This is a genomic window from Mesorhizobium captivum, from assembly GCF_033977165.1.
GTDB lineage: Bacteria > Pseudomonadota > Alphaproteobacteria > Rhizobiales > Rhizobiaceae > Mesorhizobium > Mesorhizobium captivum.
On the sequence record NZ_JAVIJB010000011.1, the window covers coordinates 70213 to 92835 of the forward strand.

The 22623-nt window shown below is 64.8% G+C and carries 24 protein-coding genes and 1 riboswitch; of the genes, 14 read left to right on the plus strand and 10 right to left on the minus strand.

Annotation, left to right across the window (positions count from 1 at the left end):
• Window positions 1-23 precede the first annotated feature (23 nt).
• Together RFM40_RS12025 and lysA are read left to right on the plus strand one after the other, a co-directional pair.
• On the plus strand, window positions 24-230 hold the full coding sequence (locus RFM40_RS12025) for a hypothetical protein (RefSeq protein ID WP_320224520.1): 207 nt from the start codon (window positions 24-26) through the stop codon (window positions 228-230).
• Between the two features lie 52 nt (window positions 231-282).
• Entirely contained in the window at window positions 283-1551 is a 1269-nt protein-coding gene (gene lysA, locus RFM40_RS12030; protein ID WP_320224521.1) for a diaminopimelate decarboxylase, read from the plus strand.
• Window positions 1552-1554: 3 nt separating this feature from the next.
• Here lysA and RFM40_RS12035 read toward each other — a convergent pair whose 3' ends face one another.
• Window positions 1555-1857 carry an ArsR/SmtB family transcription factor gene (locus RFM40_RS12035; RefSeq protein WP_320224522.1) on the minus strand — a complete coding sequence of 101 codons (303 nt, stop codon included), beginning with the start codon at window positions 1855-1857 and terminating at the stop codon, window positions 1555-1557.
• Between the two features lie 50 nt (window positions 1858-1907).
• Between RFM40_RS12035 and RFM40_RS12040 the strand changes: the two genes are divergently transcribed.
• Both RFM40_RS12040 and RFM40_RS12045 read left to right on the plus strand, forming a co-directional pair.
• Window positions 1908-2849 carry a threonine/serine dehydratase gene (locus tag RFM40_RS12040; protein WP_320224523.1) on the plus strand — a complete coding sequence of 314 codons (942 nt, stop codon included), beginning with the start codon at window positions 1908-1910 and terminating at the stop codon, window positions 2847-2849.
• A 115-nt stretch (window positions 2850-2964) separates the two neighbouring features.
• Window positions 2965-5553 (plus strand): TIGR02302 family protein, encoded by a 2589-nt coding sequence (locus RFM40_RS12045; protein ID WP_320224524.1) that lies wholly within the window; start codon window positions 2965-2967, stop codon window positions 5551-5553.
• 51 nt (window positions 5554-5604) lie between these two features.
• On the opposite strand, the gene RFM40_RS12050 is transcribed toward RFM40_RS12045, so the two are convergent.
• Complete coding sequence (locus RFM40_RS12050; RefSeq protein ID WP_320224525.1) at window positions 5605-6489, minus strand: LysR substrate-binding domain-containing protein; 885 nt, start codon at window positions 6487-6489, stop codon at window positions 5605-5607.
• A 190-nt stretch (window positions 6490-6679) separates the two neighbouring features.
• Here RFM40_RS12050 and RFM40_RS12055 point away from each other — a divergent pair, with 190 nt between their 5' ends.
• Entirely contained in the window at window positions 6680-7630 is a 951-nt protein-coding gene (locus RFM40_RS12055) for a DMT family transporter (protein ID WP_320224526.1), read from the plus strand.
• Window positions 7631-7690: 60 nt separating this feature from the next.
• On the opposite strand, the gene RFM40_RS12060 is transcribed toward RFM40_RS12055, so the two are convergent.
• The 3 genes from RFM40_RS12060 to RFM40_RS12070 all read right to left on the minus strand — a co-directional run bounded on the left by RFM40_RS12060 (window position 7691) and on the right by RFM40_RS12070 (window position 9347).
• Window positions 7691-8062, minus strand: coding sequence for a response regulator (locus tag RFM40_RS12060; RefSeq protein ID WP_320224527.1), 372 nt, complete (start codon window positions 8060-8062; stop codon window positions 7691-7693).
• A gap of 76 nt (window positions 8063-8138) precedes the next feature.
• Window positions 8139-8681 (minus strand): hypoxanthine phosphoribosyltransferase, encoded by a 543-nt coding sequence (gene hpt, locus RFM40_RS12065; RefSeq protein ID WP_059187960.1) that lies wholly within the window; start codon window positions 8679-8681, stop codon window positions 8139-8141.
• Window positions 8682-8705: 24 nt separating this feature from the next.
• Window positions 8706-9347, minus strand: a complete 642-nt coding sequence (locus tag RFM40_RS12070; RefSeq protein ID WP_320224528.1) for a hypothetical protein — start codon at window positions 9345-9347, stop codon at window positions 8706-8708.
• Between the two features lie 181 nt (window positions 9348-9528).
• Here RFM40_RS12070 and ftsE point away from each other — a divergent pair, with 181 nt between their 5' ends.
• The 4 genes from ftsE to RFM40_RS12090 all read left to right on the plus strand — a co-directional run bounded on the left by ftsE (window position 9529) and on the right by RFM40_RS12090 (window position 13013).
• Window positions 9529-10188: a cell division ATP-binding protein FtsE gene (ftsE, locus tag RFM40_RS12075; RefSeq protein ID WP_320224529.1), complete on the plus strand. Its 660-nt coding sequence runs from the start codon at window positions 9529-9531 to the stop codon at window positions 10186-10188.
• Window positions 10181-11170, plus strand: coding sequence for a cell division protein FtsX (locus tag RFM40_RS12080; RefSeq protein ID WP_320224530.1), 990 nt, complete (start codon window positions 10181-10183; stop codon window positions 11168-11170). The genes ftsE and RFM40_RS12080 overlap by 8 nt, the downstream gene beginning before the upstream one ends.
• Window positions 11171-11378: 208 nt before the next feature.
• Window positions 11379-12065, plus strand: a complete 687-nt coding sequence (locus RFM40_RS12085; protein ID WP_320224531.1) for a YdcF family protein — start codon at window positions 11379-11381, stop codon at window positions 12063-12065.
• A 147-nt stretch (window positions 12066-12212) separates the two neighbouring features.
• A complete protein-coding gene (locus RFM40_RS12090) occupies window positions 12213-13013 on the plus strand; it encodes a lysophospholipid acyltransferase family protein (protein ID WP_320224532.1) in 801 nt (266 codons plus the stop codon).
• Between the two features lie 103 nt (window positions 13014-13116).
• Here the strand turns inward: RFM40_RS12090 and RFM40_RS12095 are convergent, their stop codons facing one another.
• From RFM40_RS12095 to RFM40_RS12105, 3 genes are all read right to left on the minus strand, one after another.
• Entirely contained in the window at window positions 13117-13737 is a 621-nt protein-coding gene (locus RFM40_RS12095; protein ID WP_320277573.1) for a LysE family translocator, read from the minus strand.
• A 112-nt stretch (window positions 13738-13849) separates the two neighbouring features.
• The gene (locus RFM40_RS12100; RefSeq protein WP_320224534.1) at window positions 13850-14797 is read right to left on the minus strand and encodes an aldo/keto reductase; all 948 of its coding nucleotides are present in this window, start codon (window positions 14795-14797) and stop codon (window positions 13850-13852) included.
• A gap of 131 nt (window positions 14798-14928) precedes the next feature.
• Complete coding sequence (locus tag RFM40_RS12105; protein WP_126097665.1) at window positions 14929-15465, minus strand: gamma-glutamylcyclotransferase; 537 nt, start codon at window positions 15463-15465, stop codon at window positions 14929-14931.
• 124 nt (window positions 15466-15589) lie between these two features.
• On the opposite strand from RFM40_RS12105, the gene RFM40_RS12110 reads away from it, so the two are divergent.
• Together RFM40_RS12110 and RFM40_RS12115 are read left to right on the plus strand one after the other, a co-directional pair.
• Window positions 15590-16588 carry a DUF2125 domain-containing protein gene (locus tag RFM40_RS12110; protein ID WP_320224535.1) on the plus strand — a complete coding sequence of 333 codons (999 nt, stop codon included), beginning with the start codon at window positions 15590-15592 and terminating at the stop codon, window positions 16586-16588.
• Between the two features lie 8 nt (window positions 16589-16596).
• Complete coding sequence (locus RFM40_RS12115; protein ID WP_320224536.1) at window positions 16597-17544, plus strand: sugar kinase; 948 nt, start codon at window positions 16597-16599, stop codon at window positions 17542-17544.
• 2 nt (window positions 17545-17546) lie between these two features.
• Here RFM40_RS12115 and RFM40_RS12120 read toward each other — a convergent pair whose 3' ends face one another.
• The gene (locus tag RFM40_RS12120) at window positions 17547-18485 is read right to left on the minus strand and encodes a prephenate/arogenate dehydrogenase family protein (RefSeq protein ID WP_320224537.1); all 939 of its coding nucleotides are present in this window, start codon (window positions 18483-18485) and stop codon (window positions 17547-17549) included.
• Window positions 18486-18491: 6 nt separating this feature from the next.
• Entirely contained in the window at window positions 18492-19595 is a 1104-nt protein-coding gene (hisC, locus tag RFM40_RS12125) for a histidinol-phosphate transaminase (protein WP_320224538.1), read from the minus strand.
• Window positions 19596-19754: 159 nt separating this feature from the next.
• Window positions 19755-19832: riboswitch (SAM riboswitch) on the plus strand.
• A 92-nt stretch (window positions 19833-19924) separates the two neighbouring features.
• On the opposite strand from hisC, the gene metX reads away from it, so the two are divergent.
• The 3 genes from metX to RFM40_RS12140 all read left to right on the plus strand — a co-directional run bounded on the left by metX (window position 19925) and on the right by RFM40_RS12140 (window position 22573).
• Entirely contained in the window at window positions 19925-21094 is a 1170-nt protein-coding gene (metX, locus tag RFM40_RS12130) for a homoserine O-acetyltransferase MetX (protein ID WP_320224539.1), read from the plus strand.
• Between the two features lie 91 nt (window positions 21095-21185).
• A complete protein-coding gene (gene metW, locus RFM40_RS12135; protein ID WP_292340848.1) occupies window positions 21186-21800 on the plus strand; it encodes a methionine biosynthesis protein MetW in 615 nt (204 codons plus the stop codon).
• Window positions 21749-22573 (plus strand): Stf0 family sulfotransferase, encoded by an 825-nt coding sequence (locus RFM40_RS12140; protein WP_320224540.1) that lies wholly within the window; start codon window positions 21749-21751, stop codon window positions 22571-22573. Before metW ends, RFM40_RS12140 begins: the two co-directional genes overlap by 52 nt.
• The last annotated feature ends 50 nt before the right edge of the window (window positions 22574-22623 follow it).

Genomic DNA, 22623 nt, shown 5'->3' on the forward strand with positions numbered 1-22623 from the left:
AACAGTTTCGAACGGATGGATCGATGACCCGAGGCAGGATTTTGGTGACGCTCGCGCTGCTGGCGGCGGCTGTCACCGTCACGGCCTGCGGCCGGAGGGCCGGTCTCGATACGCCCTACGAGGCTGCCGTCCAGGCGCGCAAGGACGCGGAGAAGGCGAAGCAGCCGCTGCCGCCCGAGCCGGAGAAACCGGTCAAGGACAAGAAGTTTATTCTCGACCCCTTGCTCTAAAGCCGATGAGATCGCCCGATCTCATCGTGCTCCAACTTTCGGACCATTTCCCGTGAACCATTTCGATTACCGCGACGGTGTGCTTCACGCCGAGGACGTCGCGATCCCCGACATCGCAAAGCAGGTCGGCACGCCGTTCTACTGCTATTCGACGGCGACGCTGACCAGGCATTTCCGCGTCTTCAAGCAAGCTTTTGCCGGCCTCGACGCGCTGGTCTGTTACGCCATGAAGGCCAATTCCAACCAGGCCGTGCTGAAGACGCTTGCAAGACAAGGCGCAGGCGCCGACGTGGTGTCGGAAGGCGAATTGCGCCGCGCCTTGGCCGCCGGCATCCCGGCCGGCAGGATCCTGTTTTCGGGCGTCGGCAAGACCGCGCGCGAGATGGATTTCGCGCTTGCTGCCGGCATCCTTTGCTTCAACGTCGAATCCGAGCCGGAGCTGGAACTGCTATCGGCGCGCGCGGCCGCGCTCGGCAAGGTGGCGCCTGTCTCGCTGCGCATCAACCCGGATGTCGACGCCAAGACCCACAAGAAGATCTCGACCGGCAAAGCCGAGAACAAGTTCGGCATTCCGTGGCAGCGGGCGCGCCAGGTCTATGCCCGCGCGGCAGAGCTCCCCGGCATCAAGGTGACCGGCATCGACACCCATATCGGCAGCCAGATCACCGAGCTGCAGCCTTTCGACGACGCCTTCGCGCTGCTGGTGGAACTGGTCGGCGTGCTGCGCGCCGACGGCCATGCCATCGAGCATGTCGACCTCGGCGGCGGCCTCGGCATCCCCTACCGCGTCGACAACAGCCCGCCGCCGCTGCCTGACGCCTATGCCGAGATCGTCCGCAAGCACGTCGACAAGCTCGGCCTGAAGGTGATGTTCGAGCCTGGCCGGCTGATCGTCGGCAATGCCGGCATCCTGGTGTCGGAAGTGATCTATGTGAAGGAAGGCGACGCCAAGAACTTCCTCGTCGTCGACGCCGCCATGAACGACCTGATCCGGCCGACGCTCTATGACGCCTTCCACGACATCAAGCCGGTGGTGCAGCCGCCGGCTGTCACGCCGCGCATGAAGGTCGATATTGTCGGCCCGGTCTGCGAGACCGGCGACTTCATCGGCCTCGACCGCGATCTGCCCAGGCTGAAGGCCGGCGACCTTATCGCCGTCGCCACCGCCGGCGCCTATGGAGCGGTGCAGGCCGGCACCTACAACACCAGGCTTCTGGTGCCGGAAGTGCTGGTCGACGGCGACCGCTTCCATGTCGTGCGGCAGCGCCAGACCTATGAGGAGCTGATCGGACTGGACTCGCTGCCGGATTGGCTGAAGTGACGCCTAAATCTTCTGCTGGATGAGCGCCTTGGCTTCGGCGATCCTGTCCTCGTCGCGGCGATAGAATATCCATTGCTTGGTGCGCTTGGCGCTGAGCAAGCCCGCCTGGGTCAAGACGCGCATATGTTCGCTGAGCGTTGCCTGGGTGATGCCGAGCTTTTCGGCGATCAGCAGCGCGCAGACGCCGTCCTCGACCAGATCGCCATCGGCCTGGCGCGGGAAATGGGCGCGCGGATCCTTCAGCCAATCGAGGATCTGCAGCCTGCGCTCATTGGCAATCGCCTTGAAGATGTCGACCTCTTGCATTTAGCCATTTTGCTAAGTTACTAATTGATGTCAATCCCAGGGAGCCTCGCATGCTGAACAGCAGGACGATCACGCGCGAACGCATTGCCGCCCTGGAGCCGCGCATCCGCCCATACGTCCGCCGCACGCCGGTGATGCGCGTCGACATGGCTGACTTCGGCCGGCCGGCCTTTCCGGTCGACCTGAAACTCGAATGCCTGCAGCATTCCGGCTCCTTCAAGGCGCGCGGCGCCTTCACCAACCTGCTCGAGCGGCAGGTGCCCGAAGCCGGTGTCGTCGCCGCTTCCGGCGGCAATCATGGCGCCGCCGTCGCCTATGCCGCCATGAAGCTCGGGCACAGGGCGACAATCTTCGTGCCCGAGGTCAGCCCGCCGGCCAAGCTCGAACGCATCCGCGGCTATGGCGCCGAGCTGATCGTCGGCGGCGCGCGCTACGCCGAGGCGCTCGCCGCCAGCGAGGATTTTGCCGCCAGGACCGGCGCGCTGCAGATCCATGCCTTCAACCAGGAGGAGACGCTTATCGGCCAGGGCACGCTCGGCCTCGAGATCGAGGCGGACCTGCCTGAGATCGACACGCTTCTCGTCGCCGTCGGCGGCGGCGGCCTGATCGGCGGCATCGCCGCCTGGTTCGCTGGCCGCATCCGCATCGTCGCCATCGAGCCCGAGGGCGCGCCGACGCTCTACCGCGCCTTCGAGGCCGGCAAGCCGGTCGATGCGCCGGCGGAAGGCATCGCCGCCGATTCGCTGGCGCCGAAGCGCGTCGGTGAAATGATGTTCCCGATCGCGGAGGCCTTCGTCGAGCGCTCGATCCTGGTCAGCGACGACGACATCGTGGCCGCCCAGAAAGCGCTCTGGGACCGCGCGCGAATCATCGCCGAGCCCGGCGGGGCCGCCGCCTTTGCCGCGATGCTTTCCGGCCGCTATGCGCCGGCACCTGGCGAGCGCGTGGCCGTTCTGGTCTGCGGTTCCAACACAAATCCCGCGAATTTCTGACCATAAACCGGGGCGAACCTCTTCACGATTTTGGAACCCGCCTCGCCTTTGCCGTGTTTGCTGTTATTCTTCTGCTCATGAGGTTCGGGCTATCCTGCCCGGGCAGGAAGGGCCGATGACGGAACGACCCATTTCCAGCGAACGCGGCCTGGCCGGGCGACTTGCCTTGAGCCGGCTGGCGACGCGGGCCTCGATGATCTTCGAGCGTGGCTGGCCGTTGCTTCTGCCGCTGGCAGTGGTCGCCGGCCTGTTCCTCAGCGTCTCGTGGTTCGCCCTGTTCCAGCTTTTGCCGGATTTGGCGCGGATCGGCCTGGTGATCCTATTCTCCATCTCGGCGCTGGCGGCGCTCTATCCGCTGCGCTTCTTCCGCGTTCCTTCCACCGCCGAGGTCGACCGGCGCATCGAGGCCGCGAACGAGCTGCTGCACAGCCCCGTACAGGTGCAGACCGACAGGCCGAGCGGCGCGGAGAGCCTTTTCTCGCAGGCTCTGTGGCGCGAGCACCAGAAGCGCATGGCCGAGCGGCTCTCCAGTCTCGGCGCCGACAGGCCGCGCACAAGGGTGCCGGATTACGACCGCTGGGGCCTGCGGGCCCTTGTCGGGCTGCTGTTCGTCACCGCCCTTGCCTTCTCGTTCGGTCCTTTCGGCGGCAGGATCGGCGACGGCTTCGTCGCCAGCGCCGCGCGCGATATCGTGCCGCCGCGCATCGATGCCTGGGTGACGCCGCCCGCCTATACCGGCAAGCCGCCGCTGTTTTTGACCGCCGACGTCAATCAGGTCGCGCAGACCTTCAGCGTCCCGCAGGGTAGCGACGTCTCGCTGCGCGTCACCGGCGGCTCGGGCGAGGAAACGTTGAGCTATGCCGATACGAACGGCAATGACCGCGCCATCGAGCCGGCCGCGCCGAAGGGTGTCACCCCAGCCGCCGCCCAGCCTGGACCCAAGGTGCGCCAGTTCTCCGGCAAGCTGAGCACCAATGGCACGCTGACGCTCAAGTCCGGCGAGGACGATCTCGGCCGCTGGGCCTTCGCCATCATTCCGGACAAGCCGCCGACGATCCGTTTCGTCGGTGAGCCGAAGCGCGCCGTCAACGGCGCCATTGAGCTCAACTACCAGATCGACGACGACTATGGCGCGGCCTCCGCCAAGGCTGCCTTCGAGCTGTCGGATCCGCCGCCGGCCAATGCGCATCCGCTCTATGGCCCGCCCGACATGCCCCTGACCCTGCCGCGTCGCGGCGGCAAGGCGAACACGGCCAAGACGACCAAGGACCTGACCGAGCATGTCTGGGCCGGCGGCACCATCAAGCTGAAGCTCATCGCCACCGACGATGCCGGCCACACCGCCACCAGCGAAACCAAGACTTTGGTGATGCCGGAGCGGCCCTTCGCCAATCCGCTGGCTCGCGCCGTGATCGAGCAGCGCCGGCTGCTGGCGCTCGACACCAACGCCAAGCCGCGCGTGCTCGACCTGATGGACGCGATCACGCTGCGTCCCGAAGATACCTTCGACAACATGTCGCATTATCTCGCGATCATGAGCGCGAGGAGCCGGCTGAAACTCTCCGAGACCGACGACCAGTTGCGCAACGAGGTGGGCTATCTGTGGGAGATCGCGCTCGGTATCGAGGAAGGCAATCTGTCGGCCGCCGAGCGGCGCTTGCGCCAGGCGCAGCAGGCGCTGCAGGACGCCATCAAGAACGGCGCCAGTGACGAAGAGCTCGAGAAGGCGATGAAGGAACTGCGTGAGGCGATGAACCAGTTCCTGCAGGAATTCGCCCAGCGCGCGCAGCAGAACCCGAACGCGCCGCAAATGCAGCAGAACGGCCGGGAACTGCGCCAGAGCGACATCAACCGGATGATGGACGAGATCGAGAACCTCGCCAAATCCGGTGACCGCGATCGGGCCCAGCAGCTCCTGTCGGAACTCCAGGACATGATGAACAACCTGCAGGCCGGCCGCCAGCAGCAGGGCGGCGAGCAGGACAGCGAGATGCGCCAGCAGATGGACAAGCTGGGCGAGATCATGCGCCGCCAGCAGGAGATGATGAACGACACCTTCCGCCTCGACCAGATGCAGCGTGGCCAGCGCGGCCAAAACGGCGACCAGCAGATGGGCGAGGATGGCGAGCAGGGCCAGTCGCAGGAGGGGCAGAAGCCAGGCCCCGGCGACGACCGCGACCCGCTTGGCCGGCAGAAGCCGATGACGCAGCAGGAATTCTCCGACGCGCTGAAGCAGTTGCAGGAGGGCCAGGGCCAGTTGCAGAGCGAGCTCGACAAGCTGAAGAAGGGCCTCGAAGGCATGGGCATGCAGCCCAATGAGGGCTTCGGCGAGGCCGGCAAATCCATGGGCGATGCCGAGCATGCGCTTGGCGAAGGCGAAGGCGACCAGGCGGTCGGCCATCAGGGCCGGGCGCTGGAGGCGCTGCGCCGCGGCGCCAAGGACATGATGAAGCAGATGCAGGCCATGCAGGGCGACCAGGGCGGCAGCGAGCAGGGCGGGCGTCAGCAGGATGCCGACCGCGATCCGCTCGGCCGGCCGCGCGCCACCAAGGGTCCCGACGACGGCAACTCGGTCAAGGTGCCGGACGAGATCGATGTGCAGCGCGCCCGCCAGATCCTCGAAGCGATCCGCAAGCGCTTGGGCAACGCGCTGAGCCCGGACATAGAGCGCAGCTATCTCGAACGGCTGCTCGAGCTGAAATAACCGTCCGGCCACCTTGTCGAAGCTCCGGGCGAACCGAGCCGTTTCAGTCAATCAAAGATTGGCCGTTGCTTGCGCCTGCCTGGTCAGCATGAAAGCCTCGCGGATCGCTTCCTCCATGCCGTCGATCGCTTCGCCAGCCGCCTGCGGATTGCGGTGCAGCACCACATTGGAGGAATCGATGTCTCCGAAGCCGTCGGCGGCGGTCAGCTCGCGGCAATCGGGTGGGATGTTGCTGCGCGAGATCGGCGCGATCGCGAGACCGGAAGTGACCGCCAGCGCCAGGCCGCCATTGGTGTCGCTGGTATAGGCAACGCGGTAATCGAGGCCGCGCTGCTGCAGCGACTTGATCGCGAAGTCGCGGCACCAGCCGTCGCGGCTGTAGAGCGCGATCGGCACCGGCCGCTCCTCATGCATGTGGTGCAGCGTCGATGTCACCCACACCGTCGGATCGTGCATCAGCACCTCGCCGCCGGAAAAGCCTTCCCACTCGAACACCACGGCGAGGTCGAGCTCGCCCGCCGCCAGCGCCCTCACCTGTGAGGCCGAATGGGCGTAGCGCACCGTAACCTCTACGCGCGGGTGGCGTTTGGCGAATTCGCCGAGCGCCCGCGACAGGATCGAACGACCATATTCGGCAGGTATCCCGATGCGCACCAGCCCGCCGAGCGGCGGCGCCACCAGCGAGGCCGCCGTCTCGTCGAGCAGCGAGACGATGCGGCGGGCGTTGCCGATGAGCTCGCCGCCGCGTCGCGTCAGCGCCACCCCGCGCGAGCCGCGCTCGAACAGGCTGTCGCCCACCATGTCCTCCAGCTTCTTCATCTGCATGGACACCGCGGACTGGGTGCGTCCGGCCTTTTCGGCGGCCTTGGTGAAATTGCCCGTCTCGGCCACCGCCACGAAGGTGCGCAGGAGGTCGCTGTCGAGGGTGGGCTTCATCGAAGTCGCCATAAGAAATTTTGATTGCTGGTATCATTCCAATTCGTTTGCAACATGTCAAACGCCGCAGGATAGTTGCTCTACCCATTGGATATGCGGCTCCGAGATTCGGGCCGCGGACCAATTCGAAGAGTCCTCACTCGTGCCCGCTGCCCGCAACGGTAGCGGGCTCTTTTTCGCTGGAACGACGATGCAGAACCGGATGGTGCTTGGCATTCTGAGCCTCTGCCTGGGTGTTCTCGTTTTTTCGTTGCAGGACCCGCTGGTGAAGGCGGTTTCGGGCGGCTATCCGGTGACGGAAGTGATAACGATCCGCGCCATTGTCGCGCTGCCGATCCTGGTCGTCATCGTCCAGGCCGATGTCGGCTTGAAAGCATTGCTGTCTAAGCGAGCCGGCATGCTGACGCTGCGTGCCTTCATCCAATTCTCGTCCTACACCGTCTACTATTTGGCGATCGCCGCCCTATCGCTGGCCGACGCCATAGCGCTTTATTTCATGGCGCCGCTCTTCATCATGGCGCTTGCCGGGCCCTATCTCGGTGAGCGCGTCTCCTGGCGGACGCTGACGACGGTGCTGATCGGCCTGGTCGGCGTGATCGTGATGCTGCGTCCCGGCGCCGGATTGTTCGACTGGGCGGCGCTGCTGTCGCTGGGCTCGGCGTTTCTTTACGGCTTCTCGCAGCTGATGGCGCGCCGGATCGGCGATACCGAATCCTCGACGGTCATGGCCTTCTACCAGAATGGTGCCTATCTCACCGGCGCTGTGGCGGTCGCCGCGATATTTCATCTTGCCGGCATCACCCACGCGGGCCATCCGAGCCTCGACTTCCTGGTGCGGCCATGGGTGTGGCCCACCATGCCGGACTTCCTGAAGATGGCCGCCTGCGGCTTCGTCGCCTCCGCCGGCATGATCCTGTTGTCACAAGCTTACCGGATGGCGCCCGCGAACCGCGTCGCCACCTTCGAATATACCGGCATCCTGTGGTCGCCGCTCTGGGGCTTCCTGTTCTTCGCCGAAGTGCCGCGCGAAACGACGGTGCTGGGCGCGGCGCTGATCATCGGCGCCGGCCTGGTCGCGCTCAACGGTGAGCGCCGGCGCAGTGCGGCACCGGCGGTCGCCGCGACCGGCGATGCTGTCTAAAGCATGTCTCCCGAAAGTGGGACCCGGTTTGGGGGCAAAGACATGCGTAAAATCAAGCGGTCAGGCGAAGCAGCTAAGCGCCCGACCGACGCGAGCGCGGATTTCGGCCAGCGTGAACGGCTTCTGCACGACGTCGAGGATGATGCCGTTCAGTTCCTCGGCGCGCTCGCGCTGGTCGGCATAGCCGGTCATCAGCATGATCTTCATCGCCGGGAACCGTTTTGCTGCGGCCGTCGCCATCTCGATGCCGTCCATCTCCGGCATGCGGATGTCGGACACCACGAGATCGTAGCCGCCGTGCGCTTGGCTGATCAGGGCCAGCCCCTGCGCGCCGTCGGCGGCTATGGTGACACTGTGCCCATCACGCTCCAGCGCGCGGGCGGCGAGGGTACGGACGGACTCATCGTCCTCGACGATCAGAAGCTTTGCCATGGCGAAATACATGGCGGGGAAACGTTGACGTTTTCTGAAAATTTGAAACGTCCGTGCGGCCTTTTCGGCTCGACCTCTATGCGTCGCCTTTGACCACACCGACAAAGGGCAGTTCCCGGAACGCGTGCGCGACATCCATGCCGTAGCCGACGACGAAATAGTCGGGACAGTCGAAGCCGACATAATCGGCGTTGAGCGTGGTCTGGCGGCGCATGCGCTTGTCGAGCAGCACCGCGATGGCGCAACTCCTGGCGCCGCGTGACAGCATGAGGTCGCGGGTGAAGGAAAGCGTCTTGCCGGATTCCAGTATGTCGTCGATCAGCAGCACGTCGCGGCCGGCAACCTCATTGTCGATGTCACGCAGCACCTTGACCTCGCCGCTGGTGGTGCCGGCGCCGTAGCTGGAGATGAAGATGAACTCGACCTCGGGCGACAGGCCGACATCGTGCATGGCGCGGATCAGATCGGCGGCAAAGACGAACGAGCCCTTCAGAATCGAGATCACAAGCAGGTCGTGATAGTCGCGCCCGGCGATCTCCTTGGCGAGCTCGAGATTGCGGCGGGCGATCGCCGACGCCGAAAACAGGACCTCGATGTCCTTGCCGCGCACAACTGGCATCGATTGCCTTTCTTGAGAGATCGCCTAGCCGGCGAAGATTACAGAGACGGTTTTTACGCCGTTTCTAGGCACATCGAGCCGGCTGGAAAAGCCGAATCTTTCGCCGGGCGCCAGCGAGCGGTTGGATGTCCCCAGCCTGTAGCGGATGACGTTGCTGGCTTTGTCGGTGACGCGTATCTCGAGCGGCGGCAGCGACTCCGGCCTTGCGCCGTCATTGGCGGCCTCGCCGTCGACGAAAAGAACGGGCTTCAATCCCGAAGCATCGATTCGCGACGACACGCCGGAAATGCTGAGCGCACTTGCCGGCTGCGCAGCCGCCCAGAAAGGGCTCTGACGCACCAGCGCGTGCCCGCCCGAGACCCAGAAAGCGATGAGTGCCGCGCCCACTCCGGCGGTCCAGAAGACGGGACCGCCGCGCGAGGCCGGGCGCGCGGGCGCGGCCTCCGGTTTGCGCAGCATGCCCATGCCTTCGATGGAGGGCGTCGAGGACGTTGGCGGCGGCGTCGCGATCAGTTCCGGACGAGTTGCGAATCGCGGCAGCACCACATAGTCGGCATCGACGATGTCGGGCGGCACATCGAGCACGACGCGCTCCGGCGCGGCATTCGCCGCCCGGCCGGTCATGATTTCGCCGGAAACAGGGCGCGCGGTTCTATCCTCAGCCATTACGGCCCCAGTGCAATCTTCGTTTGTTTTGGGTAAACGAAAATGGTTAACGCTTCCCCACCGGAACCGCAGTGAAACGTCGAAAACGAGCCGAAATTAACCGATCATTAACCATGCCGGCCGATGGTCTTGGCACAGAACAGGCTGGCGGAACGCCGCCTAAGGTTTCAGGTCGCCGAAAGTGATCCGCTTCGAAAATGTCGGCCTCCGCTATGGCATGGGTCCGGAGATCCTCCGCGACATTTCCTTGCACATTCCGGAGCGCTCCTTTCAGTTCCTGAGCGGCCCCTCCGGCGCCGGCAAGACCACCTTGCTGCGGCTGCTCTTCATGTCGCTGAAGCCGACGCGTGGGCTGATCACCATTTTCGGCAAGGACCGCTCGCGCATCTCGCGCGGCGAGCTGCCGCTATTGCGCCGCCGCATCGGCGTGGTGTTCCAGGATTTCCGCCTGCTCGACCACATGACTACCTATGAGAACGTCGCGCTGCCCTTGCGCGTGCGCGGGCGCGAGGAGGCAAGCTATCGCACCGACGTCGCCGAGCTCCTGAAATGGGTTGGCCTCGGCGACCGCATGCACGTGCTGCCGCCGGTTCTGTCCGGCGGCGAGAAGCAGCGCGCCGCGATCGCACGCGCGCTGATCGAGCAGCCGGAGATCCTGCTTGCCGACGAGCCGACCGGCAATGTCGATCCGCCGCTGGCGCGCCGGCTGCTGAGGCTCTTCATCGAGCTCAATCGGCTCGGCACCGCCGTGGTGATCGCCACCCACGATCTCGGCCTGATGGAGCAGGTCGATGCGCGGCGCATGATTCTCGCCGGCGGAAGGCTGGACGTCTATGACTGACCTTCCGGCCGATCACCTGCATGACGAAGCCGTCGAGACGACGCCGACGGTGCGGCGCGTCCAGCGCAAGATGGCGCCGATCGTGCCGGCGCAGAACATCGCCGGCCGGGCGCTGGTGCTGGTCATCGCCATCATGACCTTCCTGTCCTGCCTGACCTTCGGCGCCGTGACGCTGGTGCGCGACACCGCGTCGGTGTGGGAGAACCAGATCTCGCGCGAGGCGACGATCCAGATCAAGCCGGTCGAGGGCCTCGACATGGAAGCAGCCCTCGCGCAGGCCTCGCAGATCGCCAGCGAGTTCCCGGGTGTGAAAGGTACCAAGATCGTCGACCGCGAGGCGACGGCGCGGCTCCTGGAGCCGTGGCTGGGCACCGGCCTCAACATCGACGAACTGCCGGTGCCGCGCCTCATCGTCGTCACCATCGACGAGGCCAGTCCGCCCGACTTCGCCGCCCTGCGCGCCGCGATCACGCCCAAGCTGCCGAGCGCTGCGCTCGACGATCACCGCACCTGGGTCGACCGGCTGGTCGCCATGGCGCATACGACGGTGACGATCGGCTTTGCCGTTCTGGCGCTGATATTGTCGGCGACGGTGCTGACGGTGGTGTTCGCCACGCGCGGCGCCATGGCGGGCAACGGCCACATCATCGAAGTGCTGCATTTCGTCGGCGCCGAAGCCCGCTTCATCGCGCGCGAATTCCGCTGGCATTTCCTGGTCACCGGCATGAAGGGTGCTGCCGCCGGCGGCGCGGCGGCCATTTTGGTCTTTATCGTCTTTTCCTGGTGGTCGTCGCGCAACATGGCGACGCCTGAGGCCGACCAGGCGACCGCGCTGTTCGGCAATTTCGCCATCGGCTCCACCGGCTATCTCGGCGTCGGCCTGATGGTGCTGGTGATCGGCGCGCTGACGGCGGCGACCTCGCATGCCACGGTCGTTGCCTATCTCAGCGATATCGACATCCGCCAGCCGGAGGCGGGTTGACCATCATGCGATCCCCGCGGGACAAAATGAAAGCCCGTCTGGAACCGTTATGTTCGGGAAGGAAAACGATCACAGAGTGGGAGCTGCCGTAACGCAATGTGCGCCGCCTTATCTATCAAAGGCCGCATTTCAGAGTTAACCATAGGATGTTTTCAGGATTAACCTGGGGATGATGGACGCGCGGGATTCGATCGGAACGGCTGGACGGATGCCAGCAGCGCTTGCGCGCGGCGCGGTGCCTGCAAGGCCCGGGCGTCTGAGATTTGCGCTTCGTATCTGCTCCTTCTTCGTGCTTGCCCTGCTGGCGCTTTTCGCCGGCGGCTTCGGATGGTTCGCTGACAAAGTCAGCAACATGACGACGCCGGCCAATCCAGCCAAGGCCGATGCCATCATCGTGCTGACCGGCGGCCAGTCGCGGCTCGACGCCGCGATGGACCTGCTGGCGTCGGGCAAAGGCGAACGGCTGCTAATCAGCGGCGTTCACCCCTCGGCCAGCCGCCGCCAGCTGCAAGTGGCGATGGGCGGCGACAAGCAGCTGTTCTCTTGCTGCGTCGACATCGACCGCGCTGCGCTCGACACGATCGGCAATGCCGAAGAGAGCGCCAAATGGGTGGAAAGCCACGCCTATGGCAGCATCATCTTGGTCACCAACAATTATCACATGCCGCGCAGCCTGCTCGAGATGGGCCGGCTGCTGCATGGCGCGCGGCTCGAACCTTATCCGGTGGTCAACACCAAGCTCGGCAACGGCAGCTGGCTGACCAAGCCTGAAGCGCTGCGTGTGCTGCTCACCGAATACAGCAAATATGTGCTGGCGCTGGCGCGCGGCGTCGTTCCGCTTCGCCCGACCGCCGAGGGCGTCACCATCGCCGAAGCCTCCGTGGTGAAGAACTAGGTTTCGGCACCCCCGCAGACGAGCAATCTCCTGTTCAAGGCTCTGGATGCGCATGTCGCGTTCGGCCGGGTTCAACCACAGCGCCGTTTCCTTTTTGCCCAAGCTTGGTGTAACCAACGCACACTTCCACACCGGGCCCTTTCCCGCATGCTTTATATCCGCTCGCTGGCGTTCAACCTTGCCTTCTATCTCAGCCTGGTCGTCCAGATGATCTTCTGGACACCCTTCTATTTCCTGTCGCCGCGCCGCCGCGCCTGGTTCGTGCCGAAATTTTGGTCGCGCACCTCGATGTGGCTCTACGATAAGATCGCCGGCACCAGGAGCGAGATCACGGGCGCCGAGAACCTGCCTGAAGGGTCCTTCATCCTGGCTCCTAAGCATCAGTCCTTCTGGGACGCGATCGCCTTTTTTCCTTATCTCGACGACGCCTTGTATATCCTGAAGCGGGAGCTGACCTGGATCCCCTTCTTCGGCTGGTACATCATGAAGATGCGCATGATCCCGGTCGACCGCGGCAACCGCTCGAAGGCGCTGAAGGCGGTCGTTGCCGCCACGAAGGCCGAAATGGCGCGCAACCCTCGCCAGCTCATCATCTATCCCGAAGGCACCCGCCGCCCGCCGGGCGCCGAGCCGTCCTACAAATACGGCATCGTCGAGCTCTACACCCAGCTTGGCGTTCCCGTGGTGCCGGTCGCCCATGTCGCCGGCCTCTACTGGCCGCGCCGCAAGTTCATGCGTTATCCCGGCACCATCAAGGCCCGCTTCCTGCCGCCGATTCCGCCCGGGCTCGACAAGGAGGACTTCATGCAGCGGCTGATCGGCGAGACCGAAGCCGCCTGCGATCAGCTTTTGATCGAAGCCTCGCGCGCGCCGAACCCGCCGCCCATGCCGCCGACGGCGGTGAAGCGGCTGGCGGAGCTTGGCGCGGCGGCACAGGCTAGAGCATGATCCCGAAAAGTGGGAACCGGTTTTCGGAGAAAGATCATGCTCCAGCAAAGAGTTAGATCGGGATGGCGATTCAACGAAACGCCATCCCGGACTAAGGCCTGACTCACGGCAGCGCCGCTAGGGCTGTCGTCAGCACCAGCGTCGCCGCGAAAACCAGGTTGATGACCCGCGACGCCGATGGATTGCGCAGCAAGCGCGCGAAAACCGTTCCGGCGAGAAGCCAGAGCACATGGATGGCGACGATCATCGCGGCAAGCACCAGCAGCTTGGTCGAAAGCCCCAGCTCATCGACCTTTGACGAAGCGCCGGCGAACACGGCGCCGATCGCCACATAGGCCTTCGGATTGGCGACGGCGAGCACGAAGCCGCCAAGGAAGGTGGGATGTGCTGCCTCGTTTCCGCCTTCGGTCAACGGCCGCGCCGTCGCGATCCTGAAGGCGAGATAGAGGATATAGGCGCCCGAAGCGATCGTCAGCATGGGCGCCAGTCCCGGCATCGAAGTGAGCACGCTCACAATGCCGGCGGCCACCACCAGAAGCACGGCGATCGTTCCAAGCACGACGCCGCAAGTATAGCGCAGCGAGGGCCGAAGGCCGAAGGCTGCGCCGACAGCCGTGACGCTGATCGTCGCCGGACCCGGACTGCCCATGACGACAGTGGCCGCCAACACCAGCGCCAGCACCTGCTGCCAGGGCTGCGCTCCAGACAGAACCTCTCCGGTCATGCCGGCTCCAATTCCTGCCGCGATCGGCAGGAATTATCGCGAGGCTCCCGCAAAGGTCTTGGACGATCGTGCGCGGACCCTGATCGGCTTCGCGCAGCCACCTTCAGGGATGTCAGGCGCTGGCGCGGTCGAGCGCTCCGATATCGTCCGCGGAAAGTTTCAGCGATGCAGCACGGATCAAGCTGTCCATCTGGGCGGGCGTTGTGGCGCTGGCGATCGGTGCGGTGACGCCCGGTCGCGCCATGATCCAGGCAAGCGCCACTTCCGTCTGCTTGGCCGAATGGCGCCCGGCCGCGGCATCGAGCGCGGAGAGGATACGCATGCCGCGCTCGTTGAGATACTCGGCCACGTCTTCGCCGCGCTCGCTCTGGCCGAGATCGGACTTGGAGCGGTATTTGCCGCTCAAGAAACCCTTGGCGAGGCTGAAATAGGTGATGACGCCGAGACCCTCCGCCTTGCAGAGATCGAGCAGCGGGCCATCCAGCGAAGAGCGGTCGTACAAATTGTATTCGGGCTGCAGAACTTCATAACGCGGCAGGCTCCGCAGGCTGGCGACGTCGAGGGCCGCGCGCAATTGTCCGGCATCGAGATTGGAGCAGCCCGGATAGCGGATCTTGCCCTTCTCGAGCAGGCGCTGATAGGCGCCGAGCGTTTCCTCGTAAGGCGTGGCCGGGTCCGGCCAATGCGACAGATAGAGGTCGATGACGTCTGTCTGCAGCCGTTTGAGCGACGCATCGACGGCTTTCTCAATGTAGGTCGCGGACAGATTCCGCCTGCCCTGGCCCATGTCGGAGCCGACCTTGGTGATGACGACTATTTTATCGCGGTTGCCGCGGCTCTTCATCCAGTTGCCGATGATGGTCTCGGATTCGCCGCCCTTGTTGCCCGGGACCCAGCGCGAATAGGCGTCCGCCGTGTCGACCGCATTGAAGCCGGCCTCGGCAAAGCGGTCGAGCAGGTCGAAGGAGGTCTTCTCGTCGGCGGTCCAGCCGAAGACGTTGCCCCCCAGAACCAGCGGCGCGATCGAAAGGTCGGTGCGACCGAGACGGCGTTTCTGCAAGATTGATCTCCGATGCTGGGATGGGCCTCGACGCCGCCCAAGGATGGATTGCCGAGATGGATTGCGGTTAAGCTAGGTCGTGTCCCGCCGAGGTCAAAGGCATGGTTTTGCTTTTTGATCGGGCCAGGCCGTCACGAAGGCGCGACCTGCCGCCCAACCTGCTCCAGCCAGTGATCGCGGATGCCGAGCGCCTTCAGGTGCTCGAGCGTGCTGAGCACATAGTCCTCGTTCCGGCCCGACTGGCCGACGGCGCCGCGAACGACTGCCGCGGCATGGCTGGCGTCGAGTCCGCCGGCATACTGCTCATGCGCGCGGTCGACGATGTAGGCGACCGCCTCGACCGTTCGGTCTCCTCCCGCCCTATTCCCGTCGAGCCGTACATCGAGCATGCGTTCGAGATAGACGTTGGTCACCAGCTCGCGCTCGCGCAGGTAGGAAAGCACTTCATTCCGCAAATCGCCCGGCACGCGGAAGGCCAGGCCGATGCAGGAGCCGCCGCGGTCGAGACCCAGCACCAGGCCCGGTCTCTCGCGTGTGCCGCGATGCACGAAGGAATAGACGCAAAGCGACCGGCGATAGCCGTAAAGACGGGCCCGCCGCGTCTCGACATGTGCGAATCCCGGCCGCCAGATCAGCGACCCATAGCCAAAAACCCAAAAATCGCCCATATCGCCAAGCCTGATCGCACTCGAGTGACGACATCGCACCGTGAGGTGTTTCTTCTGTCCCCCGCTTGTCGTGCGTGAGATTAACAGCCCGCTCGCCGCACGAGGGGTTAACGAGAGCCGCAGCATGACGTCAAGTGACGAGCGATCGCGCAAACCTCGCCGCCGGCTGTTCTGGCTTGCCGCATTCATTGTCGTGCTGTTCGCGCTCTACAGCGCCGGCTGGTTCTATCTTGCCGACCGCCTCAAGACGGAGGCCGACCATGCGGTGGCCAAACTCGGCACCAAGGGCATCGCCGCCGGCTGCGCCAACCTTACCGTCAGCGGCTATCCGCTGAGCTTTGCCGTTTCCTGCGACAGCCTGGCCTATCAGGACGATACCAAAAACATCGCCGCCTCCACGGGCAACTTCAACGCGGTCGCCGGGATCACGCAGCCTTTGTCGCCGGTGGCCGACGTGCGGGGCCCGCTCAGAACCTCGGCGCCGGGCATGCCGCCGCTTTGGATCGACTGGGACAAGCTGAACGCGACGGTCAAACTGTCCTGGCCGCTGCCCAGGCGCGTGTCGCTGCAGGCTGAAGGCCTGTCAGGCCAGACCGACCCGGCTGACGATTCCGATCCAGCCGAATTGTTCTACGCGGCAAACGCGGCCGGGCAACTGGCCCCCAAGGACCAGGACGTCGTCTATACCGGCAGCTTCAGCGATCTTGAAATCAATGCCGACGCGATCGGCGGCCGCGTGCTGCCGGCACTCGATGGCGGCGGTGAGGCGACGCTGAAGAACGGCGTCACGCTGATCGCAGCACCGCCGAAAAGCCTGCGCGGCCAGTCGGTCGACATAGCCAAGCTCGACCTGTCGTCCGGAACGGCGCGCGTGACGGTGTCCGGACCGGTCTCGGTCGACGCGGACGGGCTGATCGACGCCAATTTGACGATCAAGCTCAAGAATCCGAAGGCGGTTGCCGCCATCCTCGCCGGCGCCATCCCCGAGCACAAAGGTGAGATCGAGCAGGGTTTTGCCGGCCTGGCGATGCTCGGCAACGAGCCGTCGATGCCGCTCAAGATCGTCAAGGGCAAGGCCTCGCTCGGCTTCATCCCGCTCGGCAAGATCAAGCCGGTCGATTGAGGGCTGCGATGACGGAACCGGTCAGACTGCTCAGCGTCGGCGCATTCACCCTCGACACGATCCTTCGTGTCGAGACGCTTCCCACGCATCAAGGCAAGTTCATCGCCAGCGACGGCGTCCAGATCGCCTCGGGCATGGCAACGAGCGCCGCCTGCGCCGCGCATCGCCTCGGCGCCAACGTATCGCTCTGGGCGAGCGCGGGAGACGACCCGGTCGGCGACCGGCTGATCGCCGAGATCGAAGCCGAAGGCGTCGACTGCAGCCTGGTCCGCCGCGTCGCCGGCGCGCGCTCGGCGCTGGCCGCGATCCTGGTCGATGCCCATGGCGAACGCGTCATCGTGCCGTACTACGACAGCAAGGCGCAGGCTGATCCCGACTCTCTGCCGCTTGCCGACCTTTCCAGCTTCGATGCCGTCCTGGTGGATGTGCGCTGGCCAGGCGCCGCGGCGCTCGCCCTGACAGCCGCGCGGGACGCCGGCCGTCCGGCGATCCTCGACGCCGACACCGCGCCGATCGAGGTGCTGGAGCGGCTGCTGCCGTTGGCCTCGCATATCGTCGCGTCAGAGCCGGCGGCGCGCATCGTCTGCGGCCATGCGCTCGACCCGGAAAGCGCCTGCGCCGATCTCGCCTCGCGCACCGACGCCTTCGTCGCGGTGACGGCAGGCGCTGCCGGAACCTGGTGGCACGACAAGGTGGCCGGCCGCGCCCGCCATGTCGAGGCGCCGAAGGTCAAGGCGATTGACACGCTCGCCGCCGGCGACGTCTTCCACGGCGCCTTTGCCGTCGGCCTTGCCGAAGCGATGCCGCCCGAGCGGGCGCTGCGCTTCGCCAGCGCCGCCGCCGCGCTCAAATGCCTGCGCTTCGGCGGCCGGCTCGGCGCTCCGCACAGGGCCGAGACATTGGCCATGATGGCGGCGCACCGGCCGCCGTCGGAACAGGTCGAGGAAAAGTCCTGAAATTAGGGCTTCGCGTCTGGATGCTCGACCGCCTGGCGGCCAAAATCCGGCACGTCGATGTCCTGGCCGGCCTCGATAATCGAGCGGCGGATGGCGCGGGTGCGGGTGAAGAGGTCGAACAGCTTTTCGCCGTCGCCCCAGCGGATCGCCCGCTGCAGCGAGGCCAGATCCTCCGAGAAGCGCGCCAGCATTTCCAGGATCGCGTCCTTGTTGTGCAGGCAAACATCCCGCCACATGGTCGGGTCGGAGGCCGCCAGACGGGTGAAATCGCGAAAACCGGAAGCGGAATATTTGATGACTTCCGTCTTGGTCACCGATTCCAGGTCGTCGGCGGTGCCGACGATGTTGTAGGCGATGATGTGCGGCAGATGCGAGACGATGGCCAAGGTCATGTCGTGATGCTGCGGGTCCATCGTATCGATGTTCGAGCCGCAGCGCCGCCAGAACTCCGACAGCGTCTCCAGCGCGTCCGGATCGGTGCCCGGCAGCGGCGTGAAGATGCACCAGCGGTTGTCGAAGAGGTCGGCGAAGCCGGCATCCGGCCCTGATTTTTCCGTGCCCGCCAGCGGATGGCCTGGGATGAAATGCACGCCGTCAGGCACATGCGGCTCAATCTGCGCGATGACGGAGGCCTTGGTCGAGCCGACATCGGTGAGGATGGCGCCTTTCTTGAGCGCCGCCGCGATCTCGGCGGCGACCTCGCCGGACGAGCCGACCGGAACCGAGACGATGACGAGATCCGCGCCGCGCACCGCTTGCCCCGCATCGGTCGTGTAGGAATCGCCGAGGCCGAGCTCCTCGGCCCGCTTGAGCGTCGCTTTGCTGCGCGTCGCGATGGCGATATGGCGCGCAAGGCCCTCCCGGCGAATGACGCGGGCGAGCGACGAGCCGATCAGGCCGATGCCGACCAGCGCTATTCTTTCGAACATCGGTGATGCCATGGTGCTCTAGCTTTTCAGGAAACTCGTCAGCGCGTCGACGACGCCGCGATTGGCCTCTTCGGTGCCGATGCTCATGCGCAGCGCGTTCGGGAAGCCGTAACCGGTCACGCGGCGCAGGATATAGCCCCTTGCGCTGAGATAATCGTCCGCGGCCGCCGCCGAATGCCTCTTGTCGTCGGGAAAGTGGATCAGCACGAAATTGCCGACGCTCGGCGTCACGCGCAGCCCGAGCAGGGTCACCTGTTCGCTGACCCAAGCCAGCCATTTCTCGTTATGCGCCACGCTGCGCTCGACATGGGCGCGGTCGCGGATGGCCGCGATGCCGGCCTCGATCGCGGTCGCATTGACGTTGAACGGCCCACGCACCCGGTTGATCGCGTCGACGACATGCGCCGGCCCGTACATCCAGCCGACGCGCGCGCCGCCGAGCCCGAGCTTGGAGAAGGTGCGGGTCATGACCACGTTCTCGGCGCTGCCCGCCAGCTCTATGCCGGCTTCATAGTCGTTGCGCCGCACATATTCGGCATAGGCCGCGTCGAGCACCAGGAGCACGTTCTTCGGCAGTCCGGCATGCAGCCGGCGCACCTCCTGGAACGGCACGTAAGTGCCTGTCGGATTGTTGGGATTGGCGAGGAACACGATGCGGGTCGCCGGCGTCACCGCGGCGAGGATCGCGTCGATATCGGCGCGCTCGTTGGTTTCCTTGACCGCGACCGGCTTGGCGCCGGCGGCCTGGATGTAGATTTTGTAGACCATGAAGGCGTGTTCGGTGAACACGGCCTCGTCGCCCGGCGCGAGATAGGTTTGCGCCAGGAGCCCCAGGATCTCGTCGGAGCCGTTGGAGCAGACGATGTTTGCCGGATTGAGCCCATGCACGTCGCCGATCGCCTCGCGCAGCCGGCGAGCTGAGCCGTCGGGATAGACGTCGAGCTTCGCGGCCACTTCACGCGCCGCCTCGATCGCCTTCGGCGACGGCCCGAGCGGATTCTCGTTGGACGACAGCTTGTAGACCTTCGTCACGCCGGCCGGCGCCGTGCTCTTGCCCGGCACGTAGGCCTCGATGTCCATGATGCCCGCGCGGGGCGTCGGACGTGGCTGATCCTGCTTCATGTCACAAATCCGTCGAGAAGGCCTTCGAGGCCGCAGCGGAAATACAGGCCGTGGCCCCGAATGTCGAGTGTCGGTGCTTGCGCCAAGATGCTGCCCCCAGGATGCTGCCCCCAGGATGCTGCCCGTTGACGAAGCGCGGCGCTGGTCCTAGAAGAGCAGCCGGACTCCCGTGGTGATTTGGCCGGTCGGCTTGCAGCCACGTTAAACAATTCGCTAAAGGGCCGTTTGCAACCTGTAACCGGCTTTGCGAAGGCAGGCCGGTTTTTTGTTGTCCGCTGCCGGCCGGATACCGCGTCAGTGAAATCGATGCGGACTGGATGGGGAATGCGATGGCCACTCAGCGCGCTCTAAGGACCAACAACGAGGCCGACCATCCGTCGAGCCCGGTGTTGCAGTTCGGTCCCGACAAGCCGCTGAAGCTCGATGCGGGCACGGTGCTGTCGCCGTTCCAGGTCGCTTACCAGACCTATGGCATCCTCAACGACGCCCGCTCCAACGCCATCCTCGTCTGCCACGCGCTGACCGGCGACCAACATGTCGCCAACACCAATCCGGTGACCGGCAAGCCGGGCTGGTGGGAGGTGCTGATCGGCCCCGGCAAGATCATCGACACCAACCGCTTTTTCGTCATCTGCTCCAACGTCGTCGGCGGCTGCCTCGGCTCCACCGGCCCGGCCTCGATCAATCCGGCGACAGGCCGGCCCTATGGCCTCGACCTGCCGATCATCACCATCCGCGACATGGTGCGCGCGCAGCTGATGCTGGTCGACCATTTCGGCATCGAGAAGCTGTTTTGCGTGCTTGGCGGCTCGATGGGCGGCATGCAGGTGCTGGAATGGGCCGCCAGCCATTCGGAGCGCGTCTTCTCGGTGCTGCCGATCGCCACCGGAGCCCGCCATTCCTCGCAGAACATCGCCTTCCATGAGGTCGGGCGGCAGGCCGTCATGGCCGATCCGGAGTGGCACGGCGGCAAATATCTCGATTTCGGCAGGCGTCCGGAAAAAGGGCTGGCCGTGGCGCGCATGGCCGCCCACATAACCTATCTGTCGGAGGCGGCCCTTCACCGCAAGTTCGGTCGCAACCTGCAGGACCGCGAGGCGCTCACCTTCGGTTTCGACGCCGACTTCCAGATCGAAAGCTATCTGCGCCACCAGGGCATGACCTTCGTCGATCGCTTCGACGCCAACTCCTACCTCTATCTGACCCGCGCAATGGACTATTTCGACCTCGCCGCCGACCATGGCGGACGGCTGGCCGATGCCTTCGCCGGCACCAAGACGCGGTTTTGCCTGGTATCCTTCACATCAGACTGGCTGTTCCCGACCGAGGAGAGCCGCTCGATCGTTCATGCGCTGAACGCCGCCGGCGCTTCCGTCTCCTTCGTCGAGATCGAGACCGATCGCGGCCATGACGCCTTCCTGCTCGACGAACCGGAACTGTTCGCGGCCATCAACGGCTTCATCGCCTCGGCCGCCCGCGCCAGGGGACTCAGCCTATGAGCGGCTCGCGATCTCTTCGTTTTAGCCGCATTTCTGCGGCGCCGAGCGATTCCGCCTTGGCTTCGAATGCTCTAAGGCCGCAGGTGTTCCCATGAGCGTCAATCGTGCCCAACGTGTCGATCTCGAGGTTATCAACGATCTCATCCCGGCCCGTTCGCGTGTCCTCGATGTCGGCTCGGGCGACGGCCTGCTGCTGGAGCTTCTCCAGGAGACAAAACAGGTCGACGGCCGCGGGATGGAGCTGTCGCAGCGCGGCGTCAACGAATGCGTGGCGCGCGGCCTTTCCGTGATCCAGGGCGATGCCGACAAGGACCTCGAATTCTATCCCGACAAGGGCTTCGATTTCGTGGTGTTGTCGCAGACCTTGCAGGCGACCCGCAATCCGAAGCTGGTGCTCGACGAGCTGCTTCGGATCGGCAACCGCGCCATCGTATCGTTCCCCAATTTCGGCCACTGGCGTGTGCGCTTCTCGCTGCTGATCAAGGGCAGGATGCCGGTCACCAAGGATCTGCCCTATTCCTGGTACGACACGCCGAACATCCACTTCTGCACCATCCGCGACTTCGTCAATCTGTGCGAGGAGCTTGGCGCAACGGTCGAGAAGGCGACCGCGCTCGACGCCAACGGCCAGGAGATCGGCCTGTCGATGCCCTGGTGGTTCTGGAATTTCTTCGGCCAGCAGGCGGTGTTTTTGCTGAAGCGATGATCGGGATGCAGCTTTTTCGTCGGCGGCCGCCGGCGGTTAAAATCCCTCCGGACATTCTGTCGGAGATACGAGTGGGAATTCTCGTCTGCACATCGCCGCGCAGCGGCAGCAATCATCTTGCGGGACTGATGGCTTCGGCCGGGTTGGGCAATCCACTGGAATGGTTTGGCGGTCGCCGGCTGCTTGAACTGCCCGGCTACCCGCGCGAACCGAGCGCCCAGCTTCTTCGTGCGTTGACAGAGGGACGGTCCCCTTCCGGAGTCTACGCGATCAAGCTCTTCGCGAGCCAGTTCGCTCAAGTGGCCAAGAAGGTGAACCTGCCGGCCAGTCTTCCGAACCCGCGCTACGTGCGCTTGACGCGTAGCGATCTGCTGGGCCAGGCGATCTCATGGGCACGCGCGCGGCAAACCCGCAGATTCCGCTCCACTGAAGTCAGCCATGCACCGCCACGCTACAACAGCGGAGCGATTGCCGAGTCGCTTGAGAAGATTTTGATGGAGAATTTGGCTTGGGATGCTTGGTTCGCGAAAAACGGACTGCCTTTTCTTGCCTTGACCTATGAGCAAATTCAGCAAGATCCGGTTGGAAACCTCAAGAAGGTCGCGCAACTGGTGGGTGTAGAGCCCGTCTGGGGAACGAACCTCGAGTCGGGCCTCGAAATCCAGCGCGACGCGATCAACGACGAATGGAGAAAGCGTTTCCTGTCTGAATATACCGACTCGTCGAGCTTCCGGCACGGAAAAAACTATATCCGTGGCTTCTTGAAGAACTAGCGATCGGTGAACCGCCAATCGAAGCGGAAACTCGCAAATAGAATGGCGCC

Excerpts from the sequence above, each read along its gene's own strand:
- RFM40_RS12080 (WP_320224530.1), top strand. The coding sequence starts at position 10,181 with ATGACTGACCTTCCGGCCGATCACCTGCATGACGAAGCCGTCGAGACG.
- hisC (WP_320224538.1), bottom strand. The coding sequence starts at position 19,595 with ATGAAGCAGGATCAGCCACGTCCGACGCCCCGCGCGGGCATCATGGAC.
- RFM40_RS12035 (WP_320224522.1), bottom strand. The coding sequence starts at position 1,857 with ATGCAAGAGGTCGACATCTTCAAGGCGATTGCCAATGAGCGCAGGCTG.
- RFM40_RS12090 (WP_320224532.1), top strand. The coding sequence starts at position 12,213 with ATGCTTTATATCCGCTCGCTGGCGTTCAACCTTGCCTTCTATCTCAGC.
- RFM40_RS12115 (WP_320224536.1), top strand. The coding sequence starts at position 16,597 with ATGACGGAACCGGTCAGACTGCTCAGCGTCGGCGCATTCACCCTCGAC.
- RFM40_RS12045 (WP_320224524.1), top strand. The coding sequence starts at position 2,965 with ATGACGGAACGACCCATTTCCAGCGAACGCGGCCTGGCCGGGCGACTT.
- RFM40_RS12105 (WP_126097665.1), bottom strand. The coding sequence starts at position 15,465 with ATGGGCGATTTTTGGGTTTTTGGCTATGGGTCGCTGATCTGGCGGCCG.
- RFM40_RS12025 (WP_320224520.1), top strand. The coding sequence starts at position 24 with ATGACCCGAGGCAGGATTTTGGTGACGCTCGCGCTGCTGGCGGCGGCT.
- RFM40_RS12085 (WP_320224531.1), top strand. The coding sequence starts at position 11,379 with ATGCCAGCAGCGCTTGCGCGCGGCGCGGTGCCTGCAAGGCCCGGGCGT.
- RFM40_RS12095 (WP_320277573.1), bottom strand. The coding sequence starts at position 13,737 with ATGACCGGAGAGGTTCTGTCTGGAGCGCAGCCCTGGCAGCAGGTGCTG.
- RFM40_RS12110 (WP_320224535.1), top strand. The coding sequence starts at position 15,590 with ATGACGTCAAGTGACGAGCGATCGCGCAAACCTCGCCGCCGGCTGTTC.
- metW (WP_292340848.1), top strand. The coding sequence starts at position 21,186 with ATGAGCGTCAATCGTGCCCAACGTGTCGATCTCGAGGTTATCAACGAT.
- RFM40_RS12060 (WP_320224527.1), bottom strand. The coding sequence starts at position 8,062 with ATGGCAAAGCTTCTGATCGTCGAGGACGATGAGTCCGTCCGTACCCTC.
- RFM40_RS12070 (WP_320224528.1), bottom strand. The coding sequence starts at position 9,347 with ATGGCTGAGGATAGAACCGCGCGCCCTGTTTCCGGCGAAATCATGACC.
- RFM40_RS12040 (WP_320224523.1), top strand. The coding sequence starts at position 1,908 with ATGCTGAACAGCAGGACGATCACGCGCGAACGCATTGCCGCCCTGGAG.
- RFM40_RS12050 (WP_320224525.1), bottom strand. The coding sequence starts at position 6,489 with ATGAAGCCCACCCTCGACAGCGACCTCCTGCGCACCTTCGTGGCGGTG.
- hpt (WP_059187960.1), bottom strand. The coding sequence starts at position 8,681 with ATGCCAGTTGTGCGCGGCAAGGACATCGAGGTCCTGTTTTCGGCGTCG.
- RFM40_RS12055 (WP_320224526.1), top strand. The coding sequence starts at position 6,680 with ATGCAGAACCGGATGGTGCTTGGCATTCTGAGCCTCTGCCTGGGTGTT.
- RFM40_RS12120 (WP_320224537.1), bottom strand. The coding sequence starts at position 18,485 with ATGGCATCACCGATGTTCGAAAGAATAGCGCTGGTCGGCATCGGCCTG.
- metX (WP_320224539.1), top strand. The coding sequence starts at position 19,925 with ATGGCCACTCAGCGCGCTCTAAGGACCAACAACGAGGCCGACCATCCG.